We start from the raw sequence: 23,446 nt of genomic DNA, 5'->3' as shown, positions 1-23,446 counted from the left end.
TCCGTCAACAAACGGCGCGAGCCTACTACTGACTTGCGGGTAACTCGAAGGCGTGTCCGGGTGCTTTCCGGCCTCCCGGGCCGGAGTTGCTCACCATTTGTTCCGGTATTCCCGGTGAAGAAATTCGCGAAAGCGACAGAGAAGCCCTGGCCGGAGACGGTGCATCCTCACACGGCAGTTGGCTGGAATTCTTCGTTCCGTCACCATGAGGGGCTTGATGGGGTGCACGACGGGAATCTTCACGACCTGGCGTTCGTCCAGATGTACGGGGCAGAAGGACCTCACGGGGGTACGTGCGACAGGCGGATGGCCTCGCCCGCGTAGAACGGGCGCCGGCCGGGCAGCCACCCCTGAGTCGGACTGCGGTGGGGAGTTGAAGGTCCTTGGATACGGAAGAACGCAGGGGGGCGGCGCCGCCGGAACAGCCGGGGGCGGGGTCCGCGGAGGCGCACGGCACGATCCCGCGGCAGCTGTGGATCGAGGAGCCGGCGATACGGCGGAGGATGCCGGACCCGGTGCGTACGGCGGCCGTGCGCGCCGTCCTGATCATGTCGTTGACGGTCATTCAGGCCATGGTGGCCTTCCTGTGCACCCTGGCCGGGTCCTGGCTCGCCTTCCCGATGGTTCTGATCGGTGTGGCGGGCACGGTGGGCGCGACGTGGTCGGTGCTGGACGTGTGGGTGACCCGGCAGGTGTGGAACCAGCGCAACGGAGTGGTCTCCTTGCCCGCCAGCACGGCCCGCCGCATGCGCCGGGAGCGCCGGGCGGCCAGGCGCGCGGCCAAAGCGCGGATACGCAGGGAGGACCGGATACGGCGACGGGGCGAAGGCCGGCTCTCCCGGGCCTGACCGGCGCCCCGGTCCCCCGCTACGGCGTCTCGGCCGCCTCGGTCCGCCGCGCCGGAGTGCCGGTCATCTCCGCGCGCATCTCCGGAACGGCCGAACCGGCGGCCGTCTGGCCGCTCCGCTTGAACATGCGGGTCGCCGTGATCTCACCGTGGACGGTCTCGCCCTCGGGGTCCTGCTGCGGCAGTCCGGGCCTGAGGTGTTCCTCCACGCTGATGTACTTCAGCCCCGCCCGCAGGTCCGCGTCGTTGCGGAGCCGGATGACGAGCGGGAACTCCGCGAGCGCCGTGGTGTCGAACAGGCCGGTCGTGTAGAGCAGCTGTACCCCCAGCGCATCGGACACCGCGCGCTGCAGCTCCAGCAGATACGTCGCGTTGGCGCGCCCGATGGGGTTGTCGAGGAACAGCGTGCCCGCGTGGCGATGCCGGTCGCGCCCTCGGTCGTTGCTGCGCAGGGCTGCCATCGTGCAGTACAGCGCGATGGCGGCGGTGAGCAGCTGTCCCCCTGAGAACACGTCACCCATCTGCCCGACCGGAACGCGCTCGGCGCGCAGCACCGCGTCCGGCTTGAGGATCTCCACGGCGATGCCCTTGGGCTCCAGTGCCGCCTGAACACCGCGCAGCAGAAGGGACATCCCGTCCCTGCGCAGGTCGGAGTTCTTCTTGAGGGCGGCGTGCGTGGCCTCGTCGACGACCTCTCCGAGCCTCTCGGTGAGCGTGGCCTGATCGGGCTCCTCGAAGCGGATCCGGAGGAACTCCTGACCGGACCACTCCCCCAGCCCCTCGGGGAGCCGCGACAGCCGCTGGGCGGAGCGGAGTGTCGTGAGGGCGGACTCGACGAGACCCCTGAGCCGGTCGACGATGGAGTCACGGTTGCGCTCCAGCTGGGCCAGCTCGTCCGTGAGGACACGCAGCCTGGGCGCGAAGGCCGCCGCCCACTTCTCGGCGTGGTCGGGCAGCGCGGCCGCCGGGAGTTCCCTGATCTGCTGCCGCGCTGGCGTGCGGACCTGCTCGTAGCGGGTGGAGTTGGCGTGGCGTACGAGCACGTCGCTCGCCTCCCGCACCGAACTCTCCGCCGCGGAGAGATCGGTTGCGCAGCCGCGCAGGGAACGGCGGGCCTCGGCCGCGGCCTGCCTGGCCTCCTCCAGGGTCCCGGCGTACGGGTCGGGAGATCCGGTCTCGTCGTCCGCACCGTGGTCCCTGAGCAGGTCGCGCAGGAGCGCCGCCGTCTCGTCGAAGCCGCCGGCCGAGTCCTCGGCGGTGCGGTGCGCGCGCAGGAGTTCGGCGTGGACGCCTCGCGCGGTGTCCAGCGCCTCGGTGGCGGAGGCCAGTTCGGCCGTGGCCGTGCGCAACAGGCTCTGGGCCTCTTCGGCGTCGGCGGGGACCAGACCTTCGGGAAGCTCGGTGTGGCGGGACGTGTCGTCGGCGGGGGCGAGGCGCTCGGCCTCACCCCGCAGCCGGCCGAGCTGTTCGCTGGCCGTGGACGCCCGGGTCTCCAGGAGCTGTACGTGGGACTCGGCGCGGGCCGCGGCGGCCTGTCGCGAAGGCCCGTCGGCCCCGTCCGTGCCTTCCAGGAGCTGGGCGGCGCGGGTGCGGACCTTGTTGGTGAGACGGTCGAGTTCGGCCAGGGCGGCGCTCTCGTCGCTTTCGGCCCGCGCCTGTTCGGCGCGCAGGTCGGCGCCGACACCCACCTTCTCGTAGAGCCGGGAGGCGGCGCGGTAGGCCTCACGCAGCGCGGGGAGCGAGATCCGGGCGGTCGGGTCCGCCGGTTCGGGGAGGGTTTCCGGGACGCCCGCGATCTCGGCACGCTCCGCGCGCAGGGCGCGCGCGGTGCGGTGGGCGTCGTCCGCGGCGCGCTGGGCGGCCCTGCGGTCCTCGTCGGCGGCGCGGGCCCGCTCGAGGAGCGTGGTGGCGCGGGCCTCGGACTCGGCCGCCTCGTCCGTCAGTTCACGCAGCCGCGCCTGCCAGCCGGCCCGGTCGCGCAGGCGGTGGGCGAGACCCGCGAGTGCGTCGGCGGCGCGGCGGGCCCGCTGGGCGGCTTCCTGCCGCTCGTCGCGGACGCGGGAGGCCTCGGCCGCTGCCTCGTCGGCCTCGGCCCGGACGGTACGGGCCTCGGCCAGCGTGGCTTCTGCGGCCTCTGCGGTGGTCCGGGCGGTGCGCGCGGCCTCGCCGAGTTCGCCGAGCATGCCGGGTGGGCAGTCGGCGCGCCAGGAGCCGATGCGGGCGGCGAGGGAACGGTCGGCGGCGAGCCGCGCCGCGAGTGTCCTGATGTCCTCGTCGCGGGCGGCGGCGCGGACCCTGAGTGCCTGGCGCTCCTCGTCGGCGGCGTGTTCGTCGTGCATCGCCGGGTTCGGGGGCACCAGGAACACGTCCTCGGCCGCGGACCCGCCGGGCGCCGGGACGGGGGCCAGGAGAGCGGCGGTCGTCCCGACGGCCACGGCCGAGCGGGGCAGCAGGGCGGCGGCGGCGAGAACCTCCCGTGCGCGGGTGTGTGCGTCGGGGTCGGTGATGACGACTCCGTCGACGAGTTCGGGCCGTGCGGCCAGCACCGCGGCGTGGTCGGCGGGATCAACCGCCTGCGCGAGGTAGCGCCATCCCGGGAGCGCCGGGATGCCGTGCTCGCCAAGGTATTCGACGGTGGTGAGCACGTCCGGTCCGGGGGGCAGCAGCCCGCCGTCGCCGAGGGCGCCGAGGATGCGTGAGTCGTCGGCCGCGGCGGTGCGGAGGTCGAAGAGCCTGCGCTCGGCCGCGGCGACACCCTGGTCGAGGAGTTCCCTGAGCTCGTCGGCGCTGTTGTCGAACTCCTCGGCCGTCAGGGGCCGCGCGTCGGCGCCGTGGGCGTCGTGCACGCCGTGGCCGTTCTCCTCCGCACCGGACGCGGCACCGCGGGGGCGCGGGACACCCGCGCCGGTGGCGGCCGGAAGACCCAGAAGGTCCCCGAGCCGGGGGTCGGCGGCGATCGACTCGGCTGCCTTGCGCTCCGCATCGTAGGACTGCTCCGCGGCCTGTGCGCCGTCCGCGGCGCGGGCCGCGGCGAGTTCGGCGCGGCTTTCCGCCGCCGCCGCCTCGCGTGCGTGGTCACCGGTGGCGCGGGCGGCCTCCCGTGCGGTGTCCCATGCGGCGACCGCGGCCTTCTCGGCGTCGTTCGCGGCGAGGGCGGCACGGGCCGGGTCGGCGTCCGGCGCGGTGTCGTCGAGCCAGCCGGCGCGCACGGCCTCGGCGGTCTCCTGCTCGACCTCGGCGAGCCGCTGGCGCAGGTGGCCGGCCTCGCTGCGGGCCCGCTGGGCCTCGGTGGCGGCGGTGGTGGCATCCCGGTGCGCCGTCTCGCCGGTCGCCTGGAGGACCGCGGAACGCTCCTCCTCCTCGTTCGCCACCCCCTCCCCCGCCTCGGCCGCTGTGTGGAGGGCGCGTACGAGGTCGGCGGCGGCGGTGGCGCGTGCGGCGAGAGCGGGGGCGGCGTCGCGCTCGGCCTCGCGGATGGCCACGGCGACACGGGCGGAGCGGTCTGCCGCGGCGCGGTGGCGCAGGACCGCTTCGGCGGCCTGCCAGGCCGCGTGCAGTGTGCGCGCGTCGCCCAGTTCGCGGCGCTGGGCCGCCGCACTCCGCTCCGCGGCGGTCAGGGCCAGGGAGGCGTGGCGGTAGGCGAGTTCGGCCGCGATCAGGTCACGGTCGCCGCGGGCCGACTCGGCCTCGGTGACGGTGTGGGCCGCGGCGGTCACCTGCTGGGACAGCTCAGCCGTGCGGCCGCGCTCCTCGGCCGCGCGGCCCGAGAGCCTGCGGACGAGGGTCCGGGTGCGGCGCTCGGCTCCGGCGTGCACGTCCCGGCTGCGGGCCCTGGTCGCGGTGGCTTCGACGATACGGCCCAGCAGGTCGACGGAACCGGCGGTGAAGTCGCACTCGGCGGTGAGTTCGGCCCGGCGGCCGAGCTTGTTGCCGAAGCCGCTCACGAGGTCGGCGAGCCCGTCCGTGTCACGGGTGTCGGTGACCGCCCGGAGCAGCAGGTCGGTGAAGTCGGAGTCCTTCTTGACGGCGAAGAGACCGGCCGCCTCGCCCTCGTCGGCGTTCATCTCCCGCTGGTAGCGGAAGAGTTCCGGGTCGAGCCCGAGGTCGCCGAGGTGCTCGTTCCAGCGGTCGTGGATCTCTTCCCAGTGCACGTCGAGGTGCGGGTAGAACTTGCCCGCGTCCGTCAGGGCGTCGCGGAAACCCTTCATGGTGCGGCGCCGGCCCCGCGCGCCCGAGACGCCCTCGGCGGGCCGCCCCACCGAGGTGGCCTCTGCGACGGGGAGGCTGTCGAGACCGAGGCCGGGCCCGGGCCGGAAGGAGTACCAGGCCTCGGCGAACTTGCGGGGGTCGTTGGACACCTGGCGCCCGCGCCATTCGCTGACCTTGCCGACGACGACGCATTCCCCGGTGAGCGTGTGCTGCCACTCCAGGGCGACGTGTCCGCAGTCGTCGGCGAGCAGGAACTTGCGCAGGACGCCGGAGCTGGCGCCTCCGAGGGTGTTGCGGTGCCCCGGCAGCATCACGGAGAAGATCAGCTTGAGCAGGACGGACTTGCCTCCGCCGTTCTCCAGGAACAGCACACCGGCCGGCGCCGGGCGGCGTGGCGGGCCGACGGGCTCGTCCTCGAAGAACTCCGCCTGCGCCGGGGCGGGGCTGGGGACGGGTTTGCCGACTCCGCGCAGGTCGAGCACGGTGTCGGCGTAGCGCGCACCGGCGGGTCCGATGGAGTAGAGGCGGACCCGGGACAACTCGTACATGGCGGCGGACTCTCGTCGTTCAGGCGGCGGGCGGGCAGCTGTGGGGGCGGGGGCGCGGGGCGGGGTCAGGAGTGGAAGGGAAGACCCGCGTCGGCGGCCAGCTCCAGGCCCTCGGCGTCGGGCGGGGGCAGGAGGGTGGCCGAGCCGTCCGTGACGGGGACGACTCCGAGCTCCAGCAGTTCGGCCATCGCGGCGCCGCCGGCCATGTCACGCACCTGGAGCTGGTAGCGGGCCGTGGTGCGGTACGCGCCGCCGGCGTCGTCCCCGGTGCGCTGGAGGAAGCCCGAGTCGGTGAGGAAGGCTACGGCCTTGCCGATGATGCCGGTGGTGGATCCGGCGAGCCTGCGGGCGTCCTTGGTCGCCCCGGTGGAGCTGCGGCGGGCGTAGATCCGCCATCCCGCTTCCAGACCGGGGGCCTCGGTGGCGGGGTCGGTGTTGTCGCCCTGTTCCTCGGCGCGTTCCTCCAGGCGCCGGCAGGCCTGGCGGACGAAGGCGTCGACGCCGTTGACGGTGATGCGGCCGATGTAGGAGTCGTCGGCCAGGTCCTCGGGCCGGGGGAAGGCCATGGCTGCGACGGCGAGGTGGGCCAGCCCGTGCAGGAAGCGGTCGGCCGAGTCCGGGGAAGCGCGCCGGGCGTAGTCCCCCATGCGCACGGCGAAGACCGAGTCCTCGCCCGCGGTCACGGCCATGCCGGCGCGGGTGGAGACCTCCAGCACGACGAGACCGAGCCCGGTCGCGACGGCGTCGGCCAGCCGCGCGAAGGCCGGCTCCTCGCGGTAGCGGCGGAGCAGTTCGGTGTACTCGGTGTCGCGGGCGGGCATCAGCTTCGGCTGCAGTCCGAACGAGACCAGCCGGGCGGCGTCGGCCGCGTCCGCGGGTGTCACAGCTGCGGGAGCGGCCGCCCGTGCGGCCTCGGCCGCGTACGTGGGGGGCTGGTCGCCCCACGCTTCGGTGTGCTCGGCGTACTGCTCGCTCAACTCGGTGACTCCTCGGTGCGGGTGCCGCGCTCGGGCGGCTGCGGTTGGGTGCTCGGTCCGGGGACGCTCATGAGGCGTCCTTGCGGTCCGCGGCCATGCCCGCGGCGTCCAGCAGGGCCATGCCCACTATCAGGTCGGCCCCGCCGAATTCGCGGTCCTCCAGGACCGTGCCGTCGTCGACGGCGAACAGCAGCCGTCGCTCACCCTGGCGGTACGCCGTGCCGACGGGCGGGCTGGCCGCGTGCACAGCCAGCAGGGCGACCAGATAGGGCAGTTCGGGGTCCCGCAGCCGGGCCTCGGTGAGGAGTCCGGAAAGCCGGCGGGGGGCGTCGTGCTCCAGATCGAGCAGCTCCATGGCGCTCGCGAGCTGCTCCTCGCTGAACCGGCTGTCGTCCGGGGTGGCGATGAGGTCGGGTTCGGGCATCTCGGCACCCAGGTGCTCACGTTCGACCGGGGGCATCAGAAGCAGGTCGACGAGGTCGCCGACGCGGACCGAGACGGGGGTGCGCAGTCCGGTGCCGTGGGTGAAGAAGGCGTCGCTGACCCGGGTGGCCTCTTCGACCGGGAGGGGGAGGAGGGGTACGACGAGCTGGCCGTACAGGTCGAGGCCCGCCTGTGCGGTGGGGGTGGCGAAGGCCTGCCGGTCCTGCTCGGCACGGAACAGCGGACCGGCGTCGAGCAGCCTGGACTGCAGCTGGGTGTGGCGGCGGATGCAGTCCTTCACGATGTCGACGAGCTCCGCGGCACGGCGCTTGTTCTCGGGCTCCTCGGCCTCGTCCCTGGCCTTGCGGATGTTGGTGAGGATCGCGTTCTCGTGGCGGTAGCGGTCGGCGACGTGGTCCAGTGCCTCGGCGATCATGTCGGGGACGGCGTTGAGCCAGTCCACGGCGCGGACGTTGCGGCGGGTGGCGTCCAGGGTCCTGCGGAGCGTCTCGGCGTACTGCACGGTGCGGTAGCGGGCCTGTTCGGCCGCGAGCTGGGCGTCGGCGAGGCGGCCCCGGCTGACGAGCACCTCCAGCTTGACCTCGGCGGCGATCTGGGCGCTGGTGACGTCAGTGTCCAGGGCGCCGACCAGGACGTTCACCGCCTCGTCGGTGGCGCGGAGATAGACGGTGCCGCCGTGGCCGGGGACTTCCTCGATGAGCTTGAAGTCGTAGTCCCTGCGGACGTAGACGCCGTCCGGCCCGAAGGTGCCGTACACGGCCCGGAAGCCGCGGTCCACGCTCCCGACGTTGATCAGGTTCTCCAGCACCCAGCGCGCGACCCGCTCGTGCTCGGTGACCGGCCGGCGCGGGGCCTGGGCCGCGACCCTGGGGAGCAGTCTGGCCACTATCTGGTCGTGGTCGGCCCCGGTGTCGAAGTCCATGTTCAGGGTGACCAGGTCGATCGCGGCGAGGGCGACCTCGGCCATCGCGTACACCGTGTACTCGCCGGCCAGATTCGCCTTGCGCACGTCGAGGTCGTGCAGCGGGGCGGTGCAGGCGAGCGCGCGCAGCCGACGCGAGAGTCCCTCGTCGGCGGCGGGGCCGGGCGCGGGCCTCGGTCCCCCGCTGAGCTGGGGCGCAGCGCTGAAGGTGTCGGCAGGCGAAGTCACGCTGCACAGATTAGGTCCTCGCACCGACAACGGTCGAAACGGCGCAGAAGCGACCGGCGGCCCGGGCCGGACCGCGCGTGCACCGCCCCGTCAGGGTGACCCGTAACCGCCGCCGCCCGGAGTGCGCACGACGAGGACGTCGCCGGCGGCCAGCTCGGCGGTGTCGCAGCCTTCGAGCGGGGTGACGGTCGTGCCGTCGGCCCGTTCCACGTGCTGGTCCCCCAGTGCTCCGGGGCCGCCGCCCGCCATGCCGTACGGCGGAACCCGGCGGTGTGACGACAACAGGGCCACGGTGACGGGTTCGAGGAAACGGATCCTGCGCTCCACCCCGTCGCCGCCACGCCGCCGGCCGGAGCCGCCACTGCCCTCGCGCACGCGAAAGCTCTCCAGCAGCACCGGGTAGCGCCACTCGAGGATCTCCGGGTCGGTGAGCCGCGAGTTGGTCATGTGGGTCTGCACGGCGTCGGCGCCGTCGAAGCCGTCTCCGGCGCCGGATCCGCTCGCGAGCGTCTCGTAGTACTGCACGCGGTCGTTGCCGAAGGTGAGGTTGTTCATCGTCCCGGAGCCCTCCGCCTGGACGTCCAGGGCCGCGTAGAGGGCTCCGGTGACGGCCTGCGAGGTCTCCACGTTGCCGGCGACGGTCGCCGCCGGATGGACGGGGGCCAGCATCGAGCCGTCCGGGACGCGGATGTCCAGGGGCTTCAGGCAGCCGCTGTTGAGCGGGATGTCCTCGTCCACGAGTGTCCGGAACACGTAGAGGACGGCCGCCGTGACCACGGACCTGGGGGCGTTGAAGTTGCCGCTCTGCTGGGCCGAGGTGCCGGTGAAGTCGAGGACGGCGCGGCGTGCCTCGTGGTCCACCGTCACGGACACCTCGATGACCGCCCCGTTGTCCGTCTCGTAGCGACAGGAGCCGTCACGCAGCCCCGCGATGATCCGGCGCACCGACTCCTCCGCGTTGTCCTGGACGTGGCCCATGTACGCCTCGACGACGTCACGGCCGAACTGCGCGGTCATACGCCTGAGTTCCGCGATGCCCTTCTCGTTGGCGGCGATCTGGGCGCGGAGGTCGGCGAGGTTGGTGTCGGGGTCGCGCGAGGGGTGAACGGCGGAGGTGAGCAGGTGCCTGGTCTCCGCCTCGCGGAGGACTCCGCCGCGCACGAGCGGCCAGTTGTCGAACAGGACCCCTTCGTCGTGGATCGTGCGGCTGAAGGCGGGCATGGAACCGGGTGTGATGCCGCCGATCTCGGCGTGGTGACCGCGCGAGGCCACCAGGAACCGCAGCCGGGGCTCCGGGCCGTCGGACGGTTCGTCGAACACGGGGGTCACGACGGTCACGTCGGGCAGGTGGGTCCCTCCGTGGTACGGGTCGTTGACGGCGTAGACGTCACCGGGGCGCAGGGAGCCCGCGTTGCGGCCCAGCACCTCCTTGATGGTCTCGCCCATCGATCCCAGGTGGACCGGGATGTGCGGCGCGTTGGCCACCAGATCACCGTCCGCGTCGAACAGCGCGCAGGAGAAGTCGAGCCGCTCCTTGATGTTGACGGAGTGCGCCGTGTTCTCCAGTCGCACGCCCATCTGTTCGGCGATCGACATGAAGAGGTTGTTGAACACTTCGAGCATGACCGGGTCCACCCGGGTGCCGACGGCCGTGCGCCCGGGCCGGGGGTCCACCCGCTTCAGCACCAGGTGGCCTGCCGGGCCGGCCGCGGCCTGCCAGCCGGGGTCGACGACGGTGGTGGCGTCGTGCTCGGTGACGACGGCCGGGCCGGTCACGGTGTCGTCGGGGCGCAGCTCCGCACGCCGGTACAGGGCCGCGTCACGCCACCCGCCTCCGGTGAAGACGGGGACGGTCCCGAGCGGCGCGAGCGGTCCCTCGCGGCCGGCCGTAGCGGTGTCGGGCGGAACGTGCGGTCCGGCCGTGCCGGTGGCCTCCACGGAGACCGCCTCGACGACGAGGGGTTTGTCCATGGTGAACCCGTAGCGGGCCCGGTGGGCTTCGGTGAACTCCGCGGTCATGGCCGAGGGTGGGCCGTGGTCCACGGGCAGCGGGGCGTCCGTCCCGGCGTAGCGCAGCAGGATCCTGGCCCGGGTGTGGATGGCGCCGTCGGGCACACCGTCGGCGCGGAGGTCGGCGCGCGTACGTTTCGCCAGTCCGTCGCAGATCTCAGCGACCCGGGCCGCGGTCCTGTCGTCCAGTTCGGATTCGACGGACTGCTCGCGCATCGCCGTGGCGTCGGCGAGGCCGATCCCGTACGCCGAGAGGACCCCGGCGAGCGGTGGTACGAGGACGGTGTCGATGCCCAGGGCGTCGGCGACGGCGCAGGAGTGCTGCCCGCCGGCACCGCCGAACCCGGTGAGGGCGTAGCGGGTGATGTCATGGCCCCGCTGGACGGAGATCTTCTTGACGGCGTTCGCCATGTTGAGCACGGCGATCTCCAGGAAGCCCGCGGCGACTTCGGCCCCCGTGCGGGACCGGCCCGTGGCGGACGACACCTCCTCGGCCAGCGCCTCGAACCGTTCGCCCACGAGCCGCGCGTCGAGGGGCTGGTCGCCTCCCGGGCCGAAGACCGCCGGGAAGTGTTCGGGGCGGACGCGTCCGAGCATCACATTGGCGTCGGTGACGGTGAGGGGCCCGCCCCGCCGGTAGCAGGCCGGGCCCGGGTCCGCTCCTGCCGAGTCGGGGCCGACGCGGTAGCGCCGTCCGTCGAAGTGCAGGACGGACCCGCCGCCCGCGGCGACGGTGTGGATGCTCATCATCGGGGCGCTCATCCGCACCCCTGCCACCTGTGTGCCGAGCTCGCGCTCGAACTCCCCGGCGTAGTGGGACACGTCGGTGGAGGTACCGCCCATGTCGAAACCGATGACCCGGTCGTATCCCGCCTGCTCCGACGTACGGACCATGCCGACGACGCCTCCGGCCGGGCCGGAGAGCACCGCGTCCTTGCCGCGGAAGTGGGCCGCCTCGCGCAGTCCGCCATTGGACTGCATGAACATGAGCCTGATCCCGGCGAGTTCACCGGCGACCTCGTCGACGTAACGGCGCAGGATCGGTGAGAGGTAGGCGTCGACGACGGTGGTGTCGCCGCGGGGCACGAGCTTGATCAGCGGACTGACCTCGTGCGAGCAGCTGATCTGGGTGAAACCGGCGGTCCTGGCCTCCTCCGCGACGGCCCGTTCGTGCTCCGGGTGGCGGTAGCCGTGCATGAGCACGACGGCCGCGCTGCGGATGCCCTCGTCCGCGGCCGCCCGCAGGCGCTCGGCAACGGCGGGGCGGTCGAGGGGCCTCACGACCGCTCCCCGGGCGTCGACGCGTTCCGGGACCTCCACGACCCGGTCGTAGACGGCCTCCGGGAGCAGGATGCGGCGGTCGAAGAGGCGGGGCCGGTTCTGGTACGCGATTTTCAGGGCGTCACGGAAGCCCTCGGTGATGACCAGCACGGTCGGCTCGCCCCGCCGCTCCAGGAGGGCGTTCGTGGCGACGGTGGTGCCCATCTTGACCCCGGCGACCCGGTCGGCCGGAACCGGCTCCCCGGGGCCGAGGTCCAGCAGCAGCCGGATACCTGCGACGGCGGCGTCACGGTAGCGGTCCGGGTCGTGCGACAGCAGCTTGCGGGAGACCAGGCGTCCGTCGGGATCACGTCCCACCACGTCCGTGAAGGTGCCTCCGCGGTCGATCCAGAACTCCCACCGTCCGGTCATCCCTCCATTCTGGCGTCAGGGACGGACCCGCGCAGGGAGGGCGAGGGCGGCGAGGTGCCGGGCGGTCCGCAGGGGCCGGCCGACGCGCGGCTCCGGCCCCGGGTGTCCCGGAGTCACCGTCTCAGAGTGCGGGTGCGTCCGGTCCGATCCTGCTGCGTACGGCCGTCTGGACCTCGGCCTCCTCGGCGGGGTCGGCGGCGAGCCTGCGCAGGCGTTCGGCGACCCGGATGTCCCCGGTCTCGGCGTGCAGCGCGGCGAGCTCCCTGGTGGTCTCCTCGCAGTCCCAGAGGCATTCGACGGCGAATCCGGTGGGGAAGGAGGGGTCCGTGGCTGCCAGGGCGCGGGCGGCACGTCCCCGCAGGTGCGACGAGGACGTCTCCCGGTACACGTGGCGCAGCACGGGTGCGGCGCAGGCGATGCCCAGACGTCCGGTGCCGTCGACGAGGGTCCACAGGCGCGGCGCGTCGGGACCGTCCCCGCGTACGGCCTCGCGCAGGGCGCCGAGGACGAGCTGCGCGTCCCCTGCCGTGCCCCGGCAGGCGAGGACTCCGGCGGCGGAGGCTCCGAGGGCGTCGGGCCGGTGGGCCCAGCGCCGCGCACGGTCGACCGCCGCGTCCCCGATCATGCGCTCGAAGGCGGCCACGGCGGCGTCGGCGACCAGGGGCGACGGACCGGCGACCGCCTGTTCGACGAGGTCGAGCACGTCGGGATCCTGGACCTGGGCCAGGTAGTGCAGGGCGGCGCACCGGGCGCCCTCGGTACCGCTGCGCGCGGCCTCGACGATCACGGACCGGTCCTCCGCGCCCGCGACGGCGGCGAGGCAGCGGGCGGCGGGGACGTGGAGCACGCTGCCGCGCTCCAGCCCATCCTGGGCCCAGTCGAGCACCGCCTGGACGCTCCACCCGGGGCGTGGGCCGCGGGGGCTCATCTGGCGTTGCCAGCGGTCGAAGGAGCCCTGCTCCGTCGCCGCCCTGATGCGGGCGCCGACCGCCGTGCGGGGGTCGTCGGCCCAGAGCCGCCAGGGGCGGGGTTCGAAGGCGTCCCGCACGGTGGCCGCGAGTTCGGCGGAACCCTCGGCCGTGGCGGGGAACCGGGCCAGTACCGGTTCGGCGAGGGAGCGCAGTCCGGCGTCGTCGTCGCGCAGGGCCAGCTCGTCGAGCGCCCAGGCCCAGTTGGCACCGGTCGCCGCGTAGCGCCGGAGGAGGGCGAGGGCGTCACCGCGTCCGTAGGAGGCGAGGTGCCCCAGTACGGCGAGGGCCAGGCCCGTGCGGGAGTCGTCGGTGTCGAGGTGGTCCCCGGGGTCCGACAGGTGCCGCTCGATCTCCTCGACACCGCCGTCGAGGTCGAGGTAGAGGCGGGCGTAGTAGAGGCTGCGGTTCTCCACCTGCCAGTCATGACGCGGATCGCTCAGGACGCAGTGGTTGAGAGCCGCGAGGGCCTCGGGGCGCGGTGCGGCGAGCGCGTGGAGCGTGCCGTCGCCGCGGCCCCTCTGCAGCAGGCCGAGCAGTGTGCCGCTCGGCGCTATGAACGGATCGAACATGGGGAAAGCCTCACATCAAGCTGTCGACGCAACCGGGACTGTGCTGTTCCATGTGCCGGGGAGACATCTCCTAGGCCGCGCAGCAACATGATCGGCCGACCGCCGTCTTCTGCCTGGTGCTCATCTTCCTCTGCCTCTCGTCGGTGGCCCGGAGCGGGCCCGCGACGTCATGATGACCCAGCCATTTCGCCGACGCGACCACATTTACGGCGCAACGCCCCGCAGGCGGTCCGGGCGGCGTCTCAGCGCGCACCGAAGAGTTCCAGCAGGTCGTCCTTGCCGAACATGCGCGCGGTGTCCACCGCGGAGGGTGTTCCGGCGGCAGGATCGGCCCCCGCCGCGAGCAGTGCGTCGATCACCGGGCGCTCGCCTTTGAAGACGGCTCCGGCCAGCGGGGTCTGCCCACGGTCGTTGGCGCGGTCGGGGTCGGCACCCCGGTCCGCGAGGGCCACGACGGCGCGGGCGTGCCCGTGGTACGCCGCGAGCATGAGCAGGGTGTCGCCCCGGTCGTTGGTGAGGTTCGCGGGGACGCCCGCGTCGACGTAGGCGGCGAGCGTGTCGCTCTCGCCCCGGCGAGCCAGGTCGAAGACCTTGGTCGCCAGTTCGATCACCTCGGGATCGGGGGTTTCGCTCATCGGACGGACCGCCTTCCGTTGCCGTTGCCGACCTGGTGGGGGAGTACGGCGGGGGGACCGTACGAGTGAATCGACAGGGTACTGCTCCCCGGCCGTCGTCAGTCTGCCCCGATGCGGTGGAAGGTCACGGTGGTGGGTGCCACTTCCCCCGCGGAGACGGGTGGCGAGGGAGCCGCGGAGCTCTCCGGGACCCCCTTTCTGCCCTCCGGTCAGGTGAAAACGAAGGATATTCACTCACTTGCACCTTTTATCGTATTGATACATCTTGTGATCCTGGAAGTACTCATGGTGACTGTCCCCTCAACCAGGAGAACCGCTCATGATCCTCTCCATCTCGGGCGTGGTACTGCTCGGCATCATCGCCTTCCTGTTCTTCAAGAAGGACGGGCTCAAGGCCTCCCACGGCCTCATCTGCGCGCTGTTCGGCTTCTACCTGGCCGGCACCGCCATCGCCCCCAGCATCACGGCCGGCGGGGCGAGCCTCGCCAGCATGCTGGGCGGGATCAAGTTCTGACGCTCCGAAACCCTCCCCACCCCTCCAGGAGACAGACGTGGCCCGGCGACCCCTCCCCCGCATTCTGAGCAGCGGCAGCGCTTCGATCACCCGCAGTCGGGAGATCGCGCGCACGGCCGCCGACAACGCCACCGACGTCCTTCATCCGCTGATCACGGTCACCCGTGGGCTGAGGCTGCTGGCGGGATCGGGGCGGCAGAAGTGGGCCGCGACACCCAGGGAACGGCGCGGACAAGCGCTGTTCCTCGTCGCGGCCTGCGTACTGGCGGTGGCGCTCATCCCCTACGGGCCGCTGCTGGCCCTCATCTCGGTGATGGGCGCCGCCGCGTGGCAGGGGCGCGACCGCACCCCTGCGAGCACCGGCCCCGACGAGGCGGGGACCGCTCGCCTGCGGGCCCTGTACGAGGCGCTGGTGCCGCACTTCTCCGTGGCCGACGACCCCGGTCCGCTGTTCTCCCACGGCGGCGACTGGGAGAAGGCCTTCGAGACGTCGTACGCCTTCGACGACGACGGACGGCTCACCCGGCTCCGGGTGAACTACCCCGCCTACTTCACCGACGGCGATCCCGGTGCCCGCGCCCGGGTCGAGCAGGTGCTGCACGCGAAGTCCGGCCGGGGCCGCGAATACCACTTCGCCTGGGACGAGGAGGCCAACCATCTCTCGATGACCGTGCTCCCCGCCCTCCCCACCACCATCGCCGCCCAGCGGTTCGTCACCGCGCCCGGCGAGGCCGTGCTGGGCTTCACCGATCCCGACGCGGTGCCGCGCACCGTCCCGGTCCAGGACGGCGACGCGACCCGCGACGCCTCACCGGTGATCTGGCGGACGGGCGCCCGGTCCACGGAACCGCATCTGCTGGTCGCCGGGCACCCCGGCAGCGGCGCCACCACCCTGATGCGCTCGCTCGCCCTGCAGGCCCTCCAGCACGGCGACGTCCTCGTCGTCGAGGGAAGCGGCACGGGAGAGTTCGGCTTCCTGGCCGGACGGGACGGCGTACTGGCCGTGGAGCGCGGTCTCGCCGGGGCCCTCGCGACCCTCGAATGGGCCGCGCACGAGACGGAACGGCGTCTCATCGCCGCGAACCGGGCCCGCCAGGCGGGGCACCCCGAGCCCGAGGACATCCGGCGCCCCCTCTGGATCCTCCTGGACCGGCCGAGCGCCCTGGGGCACCTGGCGGCGGCGGACGGCAGGCAGGACCCGCAGGAACTGCTCCAGGTGCCGCTGCGCCACGGCCGCGCCGCCGGTGTGACGGTGGTGGTGGCCGAGCAGCTCGACAGCCTGGACACCCTCACCGATGCCGTACGCACCCACACCCGGGCACGGGCCGTCCTCGGTCCCGCCACCTGCGAGCAGGTCGAGTCGGTGCTGGGCGCCCAGCCGCACACCACCCCGACCGACGACGTACCTCCCGGCCGCGGCTACACGCGGCTCGGCGCGGGGCCGGTACTGCGCCTCCAGGTCCCGGCCACTCCGGACCCGCACGACGACGCCACGAGCGACGCGCACCGGCAGGCCGTGCTCCACCTGCTGCCGGGCGGAGCGCCCGCCGTGGAGAGGAACGCCGGCACGAGCATGGAGAAGGCTCCCCCCGCTCCCGCCGGCGAGCCCTCGCCCCTGCACGCCGATCCGCTCGTCGCGGCCCCCGCCGTCGCGGAGGGATGAGCGCGGGCGGCTCCTCAGGCCACGAACGACCGGGGCGTCTCCGCCCCTGCCGCGGCTCCCGAGCGGACCAGCTCGGCGGCCGCGGACAGCCGCAGGGCCGCCTCGTCCGCCACCGGACCGCCCACGGTGAACGGCAGGCGCACATATCCCTCGAAGGCGCCGTCGACCCCGAACCGGGGGCCCGACGGGACACGCACGCCGACCCGCTCGCCCGCCACCGCCAGCCGGGAGCCGGAGAGCCCGCCGCTGCGCACCCACAGCGTGAGGCCGCCGCGGGGCACCGCGAACTCCCACTCGGGGAGTTCGCGGCGCAGCGCCCGCACCAGGTCGTCCCGGTTCTGCTTCGCCTGACCGCGGCGTACGGCCACAGCCTGCTCCCAGCCGCCCGTGCGCATCAGCCAGTTGATGGCGAGCTGCTCCAGGACGGGTGTGCCCATGTCCGCGTAGGCACGCGCGGCGACCAGGCTGCGGATGACGTCGGGCGCCGCCCTGACCCAGCCGATCCTCATGCCGGCCCAGAACGCCTTGCTGGCGGATCCGACGGTCAGGACCGTGCTGCCGGCGGGATCGAAGGCGCAGACCCGGCGCGGCATCTGCACGTCCGCGTCCAGATGGAGTTCGTGCATGGTCTCGTCGACCACGAGGACCGTGCCCGCGGAACGGGCGGCCTCGACGAGGGCACGCCGCTGCTGCTCGTCGGCCAGGGCGCCGGTCGGGTTGTGGAAGTCCGCGACGACGTACGCCAGCCGCGGGGCCGCGTCCCGCAGCACCTGCCGCCAGCGGTTCATGTCCCAGCCGCCCAGCCCCTCCTCCATCGCCACGGGGACCAGCCTGGCGCCCGCCTCCCGCATGAGCTGGAGGATGTTGGCGTAGCTCGGGGACTCGACGGCGATGCGCTCACCACGCCCCGCGAAGAGGTGGCAGATGGCGTCGATGGCCCCCATGGCCCCCGTGGTGACCATGATCTGTTCCGGCATCGTGGGGATGCCCCGCTCGGTGTACCGGTCCGCGATCATCTGCCGCAGGGCCGGGAGGCCGGCCGGGTAGTCCCCGTGGGTGTGCGCGTACGGGGGCAGTTCCTCCAGCGCGCCCTGCACGGCCCGGGTCAGCCACGGTTCGGGGGCGGGCAGCGAGGCGCAGCCGAGGTCGATCATGGAGCCGAGCGATTCGGGGGGCAGCGGTTCGAGGCCGCGGGCGGGCAGCGGGTTGCCCGCCGGGACGGCGGTCCAGCTGCCGGCACCACGGCGCGACTCCAGGAACCCCTCGGCGCGCAGCGCCTCGTAGGCGGCGGCCACGGTGGTCCGGCTGTGGGACAGCGCGAGCGCGAGTTCGCGCTCGGCGGGCAGCCGGGCGGCGACCGGGACCCGGCCCTCCAGGACGAGCAGGCGCACCCCGTCCGCGAGCGCCCGGTAGGCGGGCGGTTTGCGGCCGCCCGGCGACAGGGGACGAGCCTGCTGCGCCCGGAGCTGCCGGGCGAGCTGAGCCGCGCCGACCGTCGAAGTCCACTGCGCCATCGAAATCAGTCCACCTTCCTCGGATTGGCCGTAGTTGGCAGCCAATCCCCCGCCACAGAGTGACATGCAGCAGTCCACTACGACCATACGGGGGCACCATTTGTCCGACATAACCGCCCGGAGCGGCACTCGGCTCGCCCGGCGGCTGACCCACCTGTACGTGGGCCTGGCCCTGTACGGGGCGAGTTCGGCGCTCCTGGTCCGGGCCGGCCTGGGACTCGAACCGTGGGGCGTGCTGCATCAGGGGCTGGCGAAGCGGACCGGCCTGTCGATCGGTGTCGTCTCGATCCTCGTCGGAGCGGTCGTCCTCCTCCTGTGGATCCCCATCAGGCAGCGCCCCGGGCTCGGCACCGTGTCCAACGTCTTCGCCGTCGGACTCGCGATGGACGGCACGCTCGCCCTCGTACCGGACGTGCACGGCCTCACGGCCCGCATCCCGGTGATGGCCGCCGGCATCGTGCTCAACGGGGTCGCCACCGGGCTCTACATCTCGGCGCGTTTCGGCCCAGGACCGCGCGACGGCCTGATGACCGGCCTGCACCGGCTGACCGGCCGCTCCATCCGGCTGGTGCGTACGGCGATCGAAGTGGCCGTCGTCGCGACCGGCTTCCTGCTCGGCGGCTCGCTCGGCGCCGGCACGGTCCTGTACGCGCTGGCGATCGGCCCCCTCGCACAGCTCTTCCTGCGCGTCTTCGACCTCCCCGCGCCGGACGCGGGCCGTGCGGACGTTGCCGGACGGCCACCGTCGGAGGCCATACTTCCGCAGTGACCCCTGGACGCCATCCCTATCTGGACCATCCCTCGCCGATCCCCTTCGCCCACCGCGGCGGGGCGGCCGACGGACTGGAGAACACCGCCGCCGCGTTCCGGCGGGCGGCCGGAGCCGGTTACCGCTACTTCGAGACCGACGTGCACGCCACGGCCGACGGCCGTCTCGTCGCCTTCCACGACCCGACGCTCGACCGGGTGACGGACGCGCACGGCCGAATCGCCGATCTCCCCTGGGACGAGGTCCGACGGGCCAGGGTCGCCGGCCGCGAGCCCCTGCCGCTCTTCGAGGAGTTGCTGGAGGAGTTCCCCGGGGCGCGCTGGAACGTGGACATCAAGTCCGGGCGGGCCCTCGTCCCGCTCGTCGAACTGATCCGCCGGACCGGCGCCTGGGACCGGGTGTGCGTGGGGTCGTTCTCGGAGGCCCGGGTCGCCCGGGCGCAGCGCCTGGCAGGTCCGCGCCTGGCCACTTCCTACGGAGTGCGCGGCGTCCTCGGCCTGCGCCTGCGCTCGTTCGGCATCCCGGCGGCGCTCAGGGCGGGCGCGGTCTGCGCGCAGGTCCCGGAGAGCCAGAACGGCATCCCCGTCGTCGACCGGAGATTCGTCCGTACCGCGCACGCGCGCGGGCTGCAGGTCCACGTCTGGACGGTCAACGAGGCGGCCCGGATGACGGCGCTCCTGGACCTCGGGGTGGATGGCATCATGACCGATCACATCGAGACGCTGCGCACGGTGCTGAGCGGGCGTGGGGCGTGGGCCTGACGCCGGGACCTGCCGCGTCCGCACGGGACGAGCGAGGGGGCGCGGCGTGAGCACCGACACCGCAGGAACGGCTGGGCAGGCCGAACAGCCGGCGGGGACCGCCGAGCGCAGGCGGGAGCAACGGGGCTGGTACTTCTACGACTTCGCGTGCTCCGTGTACTCCACGAGTGTCCTCACGGTCTTCCTGGGCCCCTATCTGACGTCCATAGCCAAGGCGGCGGCCGACGCGGACGGGTTCGTGCATCCGCTGGGCATACCCGTCCGGGCGGGCTCGCTCTTCGCGTACGCCGTGTCCGTGTCCATCGTCGTGGCCGTGGTCGTCATGCCGGTCGTGGGCGCCGCAGCGGACCGCACGGGACGCAAGAAGCCGCTGCTCGCCGCGGCGGCGTACACCGGCGCGACGGCGACGGCCTGCATGTTCTTCCTGGACGGGCACCGCTATCTGCTGGGGGCGTTCCTGCTGATCGTGGCGAACGCGTCGATCTCGGTGTCGATGGCCCTGTACAACGCCTATCTGCCGCAGATCGCCACGCCGGACGAACGCGACGCGGTCTCCTCCCGCGGCTGGGCCTTCGGGTACACCTCGGGAGCGTTCGTCCTCGTCCTGAACCTGGTCCTCTACACGGGCCACGACTCGTTCGGGCTCTCGGAGTCCGACGCGGTCCGGATCTGCGTCGCCTCGGCAGGGGTGTGGTGGGGCGCCTTCTCCCTCGTGCCGCTGCGGCGGCTTCGGGACCGCCGGGTGACCCCCGGCGGTGCGGGCGCGGTCGGCTCGGGCTGGCGCCAGCTGCGGGCGACGCTGCGCGACATGCGGCGCCATCCGCTCACGCTGTCCTTCCTGCTCGCCTATCTGGTCTACAACGACGGCATCCAGACGGTGATCTCCCAGGCCTCGCTGTACGGCTCCGAGGAGCTGGGTCTCGACCAGACGACCCTGATCACGGCGGTGCTGCTCGTCCAGGTGCTCGCGGTGGCGGGTGCGCTGGGCATGGGACGGCTCGCCCGGCTGTACGGCGCGAAGCGGACCATTCTGGGCTCGCTGGCGGTGTGGACCCTCATCCTCGCCTCGGCGTACGTGCTGCCCGCCGATGCGCCGGTGTTCTTCTACACACTGGCCGCCGCGATCGGCCTCGTGCTGGGCGGCAGCCAGGCCCTGTCGCGGTCGCTGTTCTCGCACCTGGTCCCGAGGGGGAAGGAGGCGGAGTACTTCTCCGCCTACGAGATGAGCGACCGGGGACTCAGCTGGCTGGGGCCCCTGGTCTTCGGTCTCGGCTATCAGCTGACCGGCAGTTACCGGGATGCGATCCTGTCCTTGGTGATCTTCTTCGCCCTCGGTTCGGCGCTCCTCGCGAGGGTCCCCGTCCGGGCCGCGGTGGCCGCCGCGGGCAACCCGGTTCCGGAACGGATTTAGACGTTGAAGTGAAAGGCCGGTAGTGTACGCCTTTGGCCTGCCCGGAGGACCGTTACTGCGTGTGGAAGAAGTCAAACCGTTGGGTGACAACTTCGGCCAGACGTGACAATCCGGGCACCGTTGGGTAAGCAACCCAGACAAAGGCAGCGCACGACGGGCGACGCATGACCGGCAACGGGAATCTTTACCGCCGACCGGACGTTGACCGGATGACGACGACAGCGACTTCTGTCCTGTGGGCGACAAGCCCGGGAGGCACGATTCATGAGTGAGCGAGCTCTCCGCGGCACGCGACTCGTGGTTACCAGCTACGAGACGGACCGCGGCATCGATCTGGCCCCGCGCCAGGCGGTGGAGTACGCATGCCAGAACGGACATCGTTTTGAGATGCCGTTCTCGGTAGAGGCGGAAATTCCGCCGGAGTGGGAGTGCAAGGCGTGCGGCGCCACGGCACTCCTGGTGGACGGGGATGGCCCCGAGGAGAAGAAGGGCAAGCCTGCGCGTACGCACTGGGACATGCTCATGGAGCGGCGCACCCGCGAGGAGCTGGAGGAGGTGCTGGCCGAGAGGCTGGCCGTCCTGCGCTCCGGCGCCATGAACATCGCCGTGCACCCGCGTGACAGCAGGAAGTCTGCCTGACCGCGAGAACACCGCACAGCCACAAGAGCCGCGGGCCGTGACACAGAACATGTGTCACGGCCCGCGGCTCTTCGTCTCTCCGGAGCGGCTCAGCGGCTCAGCGGCTCAGCGGCTCAGCGGCTCAGCGGCTCAGCGGCTCAGCGGCTCAGCGGCTCAGCGGCTCAGCGGCTCAGCGGCTCAGCGGCGGACGGTCCGCGTCCGGCCCGTCGTCGGGGCGCGGGCCGCCGGTCGCCCCGTCCTCACGGATGACCTCGCCCTGCACCACCTTGCCGTCGGGACGGTGGATGCGGGCCTGCTGGAAGGCGTCGGAGAAGCCTCCCGGGGCCACCGTGCGCATGCGGCGCTCCAGCGAGCGCTCCGCGTAGCGGCCGAGCACGGCGCGGACCGGGGGCAGCAGGAGCAGGAGCCCCGCCGCGTCGGAGATTACTCCGGGGATCATCAGGAGCAGCCCTCCCAGCATCAGCGGGCCGTTGCCCTTGCTCCCCGTCCGGCCGGCGGGCACGTCGGCGGCGCCGGGTTGTCCGGGCATCTGCTGGAGCGTCTCGGTGAGGTTGCGGAAGGCCCGCCGGCCCGCCCTCTTGATCACCACGGCGCCGAGCACCGCTCCGGCGACCAGGATCAGCAGCACGATGAAGCCGTTCGTCGCACCCGCCACCAGGATCAGCAGCCAGATCTCCAGCACGATCCAGGCGGCGACGCCCAGCGGCAGGAGGGTACGGGCGCGTGAGCGCCGTGGACGGTTCGGAGGCGGTGTGCCGGTCGTCATGACCCCAGTGTGCCTGTACGGGCGTGCAAGCGGCGTAAGGGGGTGATCTTGAGGGCTGCGGCGGCGCGGGCCGGAGCCCTCAGGGCGTCTTGCGTCCCAGGACCTTGTTGGCCCGGCCGGTGATGCCCCAGCCGGTGACCCGCCACAGCGCTTCCACGAGGATGTCCCTGCTCATCTTGGAGTCGCCGATCTCGCGTTCCATGAAGGTGATCGGCACCTCGACGACGTGGTACCCGGCCTCGACGGCGCGCCGGGCGAGGTCGACCTGGAAGCAGTAGCCCTGCGAGGCGACCTCGTCCAGGCCCAGGCCGTCCAGCGTCGGCGTACGGAAGGCGCGGTAGCCGCCGGTGACGTCGCGCACCGAGAGGCCCAGCAGCATGCGGGAGTAGAGGCTGCCGCCGCGCGAGATCATCTCGCGGTGCCGCGGCCAGTTGACCACCCGTCCGCCGGGCACCCAGCGCGAGCCGAGGACCAGGTCGGCCCCCTTGAGTGCGGTCAGGAGGCGGGGCAGTTCCTCCGGCTGGTGGGAACCGTCCGCGTCCATCTCGACCAGGACGCCGTAGTCGTGCTCCGAGCCCCAGCGGAAGCCGGCGAGGTAGGCGGCGCCGAGCCCCTCCTTGCCCTTGCGGTGCAGGACGTGCACATGACTGTCGTCGGCCGCGAGCTCGTCGGCGGCCTTTCCCGTGCCGTCGGGGCTGTTGTCGTCGGCGACGAGGATGTCCGCTTCCGGGACGGCGGCACGCACCCGGGCGACGATGAGCTTGATGTTCTCGGCCTCGTTGTAGGTCGGAATGATCACCAAGACTCTGCCGAGCGGGCCGAACTGCCTCTGACCGCCGTCGTTCACTACTGCCCCTTAAAGTCCGTACGCAGGTGCACACCATATCCAGCGCGCGGGGGGCGTCACTCCGACGCGGTCACGGGGGTGGCGTGCGGCGTGCGGACAGATGCGTGGAACTGCGGACAGAAGATGCGGACGGGAGAACAGCACTGCGGATCGGGGCCCGGTGTCCTTCGGGCCGACCTGGGACCCGCTGGCTGCGGGTCGACCGAAAGCCGTTGTCTACTGAACCTCCGGGCCCCACCCGGGTCGCACCTGCCGTCCGGACCGAAACCTTCCCTCGCCCCCGAGGCGCGGGCGCTGAACCTGGCTGTCAGTGGTGGTGCGCCGGTGCGGCACACCACCTCATGACCCAGCGGCGTTCGACGACTGCGTGGAGGTTTGACCGGTCGGACGTCCAGTGGTGGACCCGGCCGAACCTACCGGCCTGTGGGCGCTTTCTGTCAACAGCCGCCCGACCTGCGTTTTCTTCCGAAAACCCCTGGTCAGTGGCGCGGGCTCACGGGCCGCGGCGGA

Annotated in this window: 16 protein-coding genes; 7 read left to right on the top strand and 9 right to left on the bottom strand. The window is 72.7% G+C overall.

Features of this window, described 5'->3' with window-relative positions; all coding sequences use genetic code 11:
• Positions 1-383 precede the first annotated feature (383 nt).
• Positions 384-848: a hypothetical protein gene (locus tag OG206_RS27575; RefSeq protein WP_442805905.1), complete on the top strand. Its 465-nt coding sequence runs from the start codon at positions 384-386 to the stop codon at positions 846-848.
• A 19-nt stretch (positions 849-867) separates the two neighbouring features.
• Here the strand turns inward: OG206_RS27575 and OG206_RS27570 are convergent, their stop codons facing one another.
• The 6 genes from OG206_RS27570 to OG206_RS27545 form a co-directional block, all read right to left on the bottom strand.
• The gene (locus OG206_RS27570) at positions 868-5,604 is read right to left on the bottom strand and encodes a hypothetical protein (RefSeq protein WP_327120744.1); all 4,737 of its coding nucleotides are present in this window, start codon (positions 5,602-5,604) and stop codon (positions 868-870) included.
• Positions 5,605-5,669: 65 nt separating this feature from the next.
• Positions 5,670-6,581 carry a hypothetical protein gene (locus tag OG206_RS27565; protein WP_327120742.1) on the bottom strand — a complete coding sequence of 304 codons (912 nt, stop codon included), beginning with the start codon at positions 6,579-6,581 and terminating at the stop codon, positions 5,670-5,672.
• A gap of 67 nt (positions 6,582-6,648) precedes the next feature.
• Positions 6,649-8,175 (bottom strand): hypothetical protein, encoded by a 1,527-nt coding sequence (locus OG206_RS27560; RefSeq protein WP_327120740.1) that lies wholly within the window; start codon positions 8,173-8,175, stop codon positions 6,649-6,651.
• Between the two features lie 90 nt (positions 8,176-8,265).
• A complete protein-coding gene (locus OG206_RS27555) occupies positions 8,266-11,877 on the bottom strand; it encodes a hydantoinase B/oxoprolinase family protein (RefSeq protein WP_327120738.1) in 3,612 nt (1,203 codons plus the stop codon).
• Between the two features lie 121 nt (positions 11,878-11,998).
• On the bottom strand, positions 11,999-13,417 hold the full coding sequence (locus tag OG206_RS27550) for a HEAT repeat domain-containing protein (protein ID WP_327120736.1): 1,419 nt from the start codon (positions 13,415-13,417) through the stop codon (positions 11,999-12,001).
• Positions 13,418-13,659: 242 nt separating this feature from the next.
• On the bottom strand, positions 13,660-14,052 hold the full coding sequence (locus OG206_RS27545; RefSeq protein WP_327120734.1) for an ankyrin repeat domain-containing protein: 393 nt from the start codon (positions 14,050-14,052) through the stop codon (positions 13,660-13,662).
• 319 nt (positions 14,053-14,371) lie between these two features.
• On the opposite strand from OG206_RS27545, the gene OG206_RS27540 reads away from it, so the two are divergent.
• Together OG206_RS27540 and OG206_RS27535 are read left to right on the top strand one after the other, a co-directional pair.
• Positions 14,372-14,566 (top strand): hypothetical protein, encoded by a 195-nt coding sequence (locus OG206_RS27540; RefSeq protein WP_056787333.1) that lies wholly within the window; start codon positions 14,372-14,374, stop codon positions 14,564-14,566.
• A gap of 37 nt (positions 14,567-14,603) precedes the next feature.
• Entirely contained in the window at positions 14,604-16,229 is a 1,626-nt protein-coding gene (locus OG206_RS27535) for a hypothetical protein (protein WP_327120730.1), read from the top strand.
• Between the two features lie 14 nt (positions 16,230-16,243).
• On the opposite strand, the gene OG206_RS27530 is transcribed toward OG206_RS27535, so the two are convergent.
• The gene (locus tag OG206_RS27530; protein ID WP_327120728.1) at positions 16,244-17,743 is read right to left on the bottom strand and encodes an SCO1417 family MocR-like transcription factor; all 1,500 of its coding nucleotides are present in this window, start codon (positions 17,741-17,743) and stop codon (positions 16,244-16,246) included.
• 100 nt (positions 17,744-17,843) lie between these two features.
• Here OG206_RS27530 and yczE point away from each other — a divergent pair, with 100 nt between their 5' ends.
• The 4 genes from yczE to OG206_RS27510 all read left to right on the top strand — a co-directional run bounded on the left by yczE (position 17,844) and on the right by OG206_RS27510 (position 21,323).
• On the top strand, positions 17,844-18,512 hold the full coding sequence (gene yczE / locus OG206_RS27525) for a membrane protein YczE (protein WP_327120726.1): 669 nt from the start codon (positions 17,844-17,846) through the stop codon (positions 18,510-18,512).
• Positions 18,509-19,273 (top strand): glycerophosphodiester phosphodiesterase family protein, encoded by a 765-nt coding sequence (locus OG206_RS27520; RefSeq protein WP_327120724.1) that lies wholly within the window; start codon positions 18,509-18,511, stop codon positions 19,271-19,273. The genes yczE and OG206_RS27520 overlap by 4 nt, the downstream gene beginning before the upstream one ends.
• Before the next feature lie 46 nt (positions 19,274-19,319).
• The gene (locus OG206_RS27515) at positions 19,320-20,684 is read left to right on the top strand and encodes an MFS transporter (protein WP_327120722.1); all 1,365 of its coding nucleotides are present in this window, start codon (positions 19,320-19,322) and stop codon (positions 20,682-20,684) included.
• Positions 20,685-20,948: 264 nt separating this feature from the next.
• A complete protein-coding gene (locus tag OG206_RS27510; protein WP_266363297.1) occupies positions 20,949-21,323 on the top strand; it encodes an RNA polymerase-binding protein RbpA in 375 nt (124 codons plus the stop codon).
• Positions 21,324-21,492: 169 nt separating this feature from the next.
• On the opposite strand, the gene fxsA is transcribed toward OG206_RS27510, so the two are convergent.
• The gene (gene fxsA, locus OG206_RS27505; protein ID WP_327120716.1) at positions 21,493-22,089 is read right to left on the bottom strand and encodes an FxsA family membrane protein; all 597 of its coding nucleotides are present in this window, start codon (positions 22,087-22,089) and stop codon (positions 21,493-21,495) included.
• A gap of 79 nt (positions 22,090-22,168) precedes the next feature.
• Positions 22,169-22,936, bottom strand: a complete 768-nt coding sequence (locus tag OG206_RS27500) for a polyprenol monophosphomannose synthase (protein WP_327120714.1) — start codon at positions 22,934-22,936, stop codon at positions 22,169-22,171.
• Positions 22,937-23,446 lie beyond the last annotated feature (510 nt).

Source organism: Streptomyces sp. NBC_01341 (genome assembly GCF_035946055.1).
In the GTDB taxonomy this organism is placed as follows: Bacteria; Actinomycetota; Actinomycetes; order Streptomycetales; family Streptomycetaceae; genus Streptomyces.
This window is presented reverse-complemented; position numbering and strand designations above follow the sequence as displayed.

What these genes read in the sequence shown, in the direction of transcription:
- OG206_RS27570 (WP_327120744.1), bottom strand. Translation starts at nt 5,604, where the DNA reads ATGTACGAGTTGTCCCGGGTCCGCCTCTACTCCATCGGACCCGCCGGT.
- OG206_RS27555 (WP_327120738.1), bottom strand. Translation starts at nt 11,877, where the DNA reads ATGACCGGACGGTGGGAGTTCTGGATCGACCGCGGAGGCACCTTCACG.
- OG206_RS27550 (WP_327120736.1), bottom strand. Translation starts at nt 13,417, where the DNA reads ATGTTCGATCCGTTCATAGCGCCGAGCGGCACACTGCTCGGCCTGCTG.
- OG206_RS27545 (WP_327120734.1), bottom strand. Translation starts at nt 14,052, where the DNA reads ATGAGCGAAACCCCCGATCCCGAGGTGATCGAACTGGCGACCAAGGTC.
- OG206_RS27540 (WP_056787333.1), top strand. Translation starts at nt 14,372, where the DNA reads ATGATCCTCTCCATCTCGGGCGTGGTACTGCTCGGCATCATCGCCTTC.
- OG206_RS27530 (WP_327120728.1), bottom strand. Translation starts at nt 17,743, where the DNA reads ATGGCGCAGTGGACTTCGACGGTCGGCGCGGCTCAGCTCGCCCGGCAG.
- OG206_RS27510 (WP_266363297.1), top strand. Translation starts at nt 20,949, where the DNA reads ATGAGTGAGCGAGCTCTCCGCGGCACGCGACTCGTGGTTACCAGCTAC.
- fxsA (WP_327120716.1), bottom strand. Translation starts at nt 22,089, where the DNA reads ATGACGACCGGCACACCGCCTCCGAACCGTCCACGGCGCTCACGCGCC.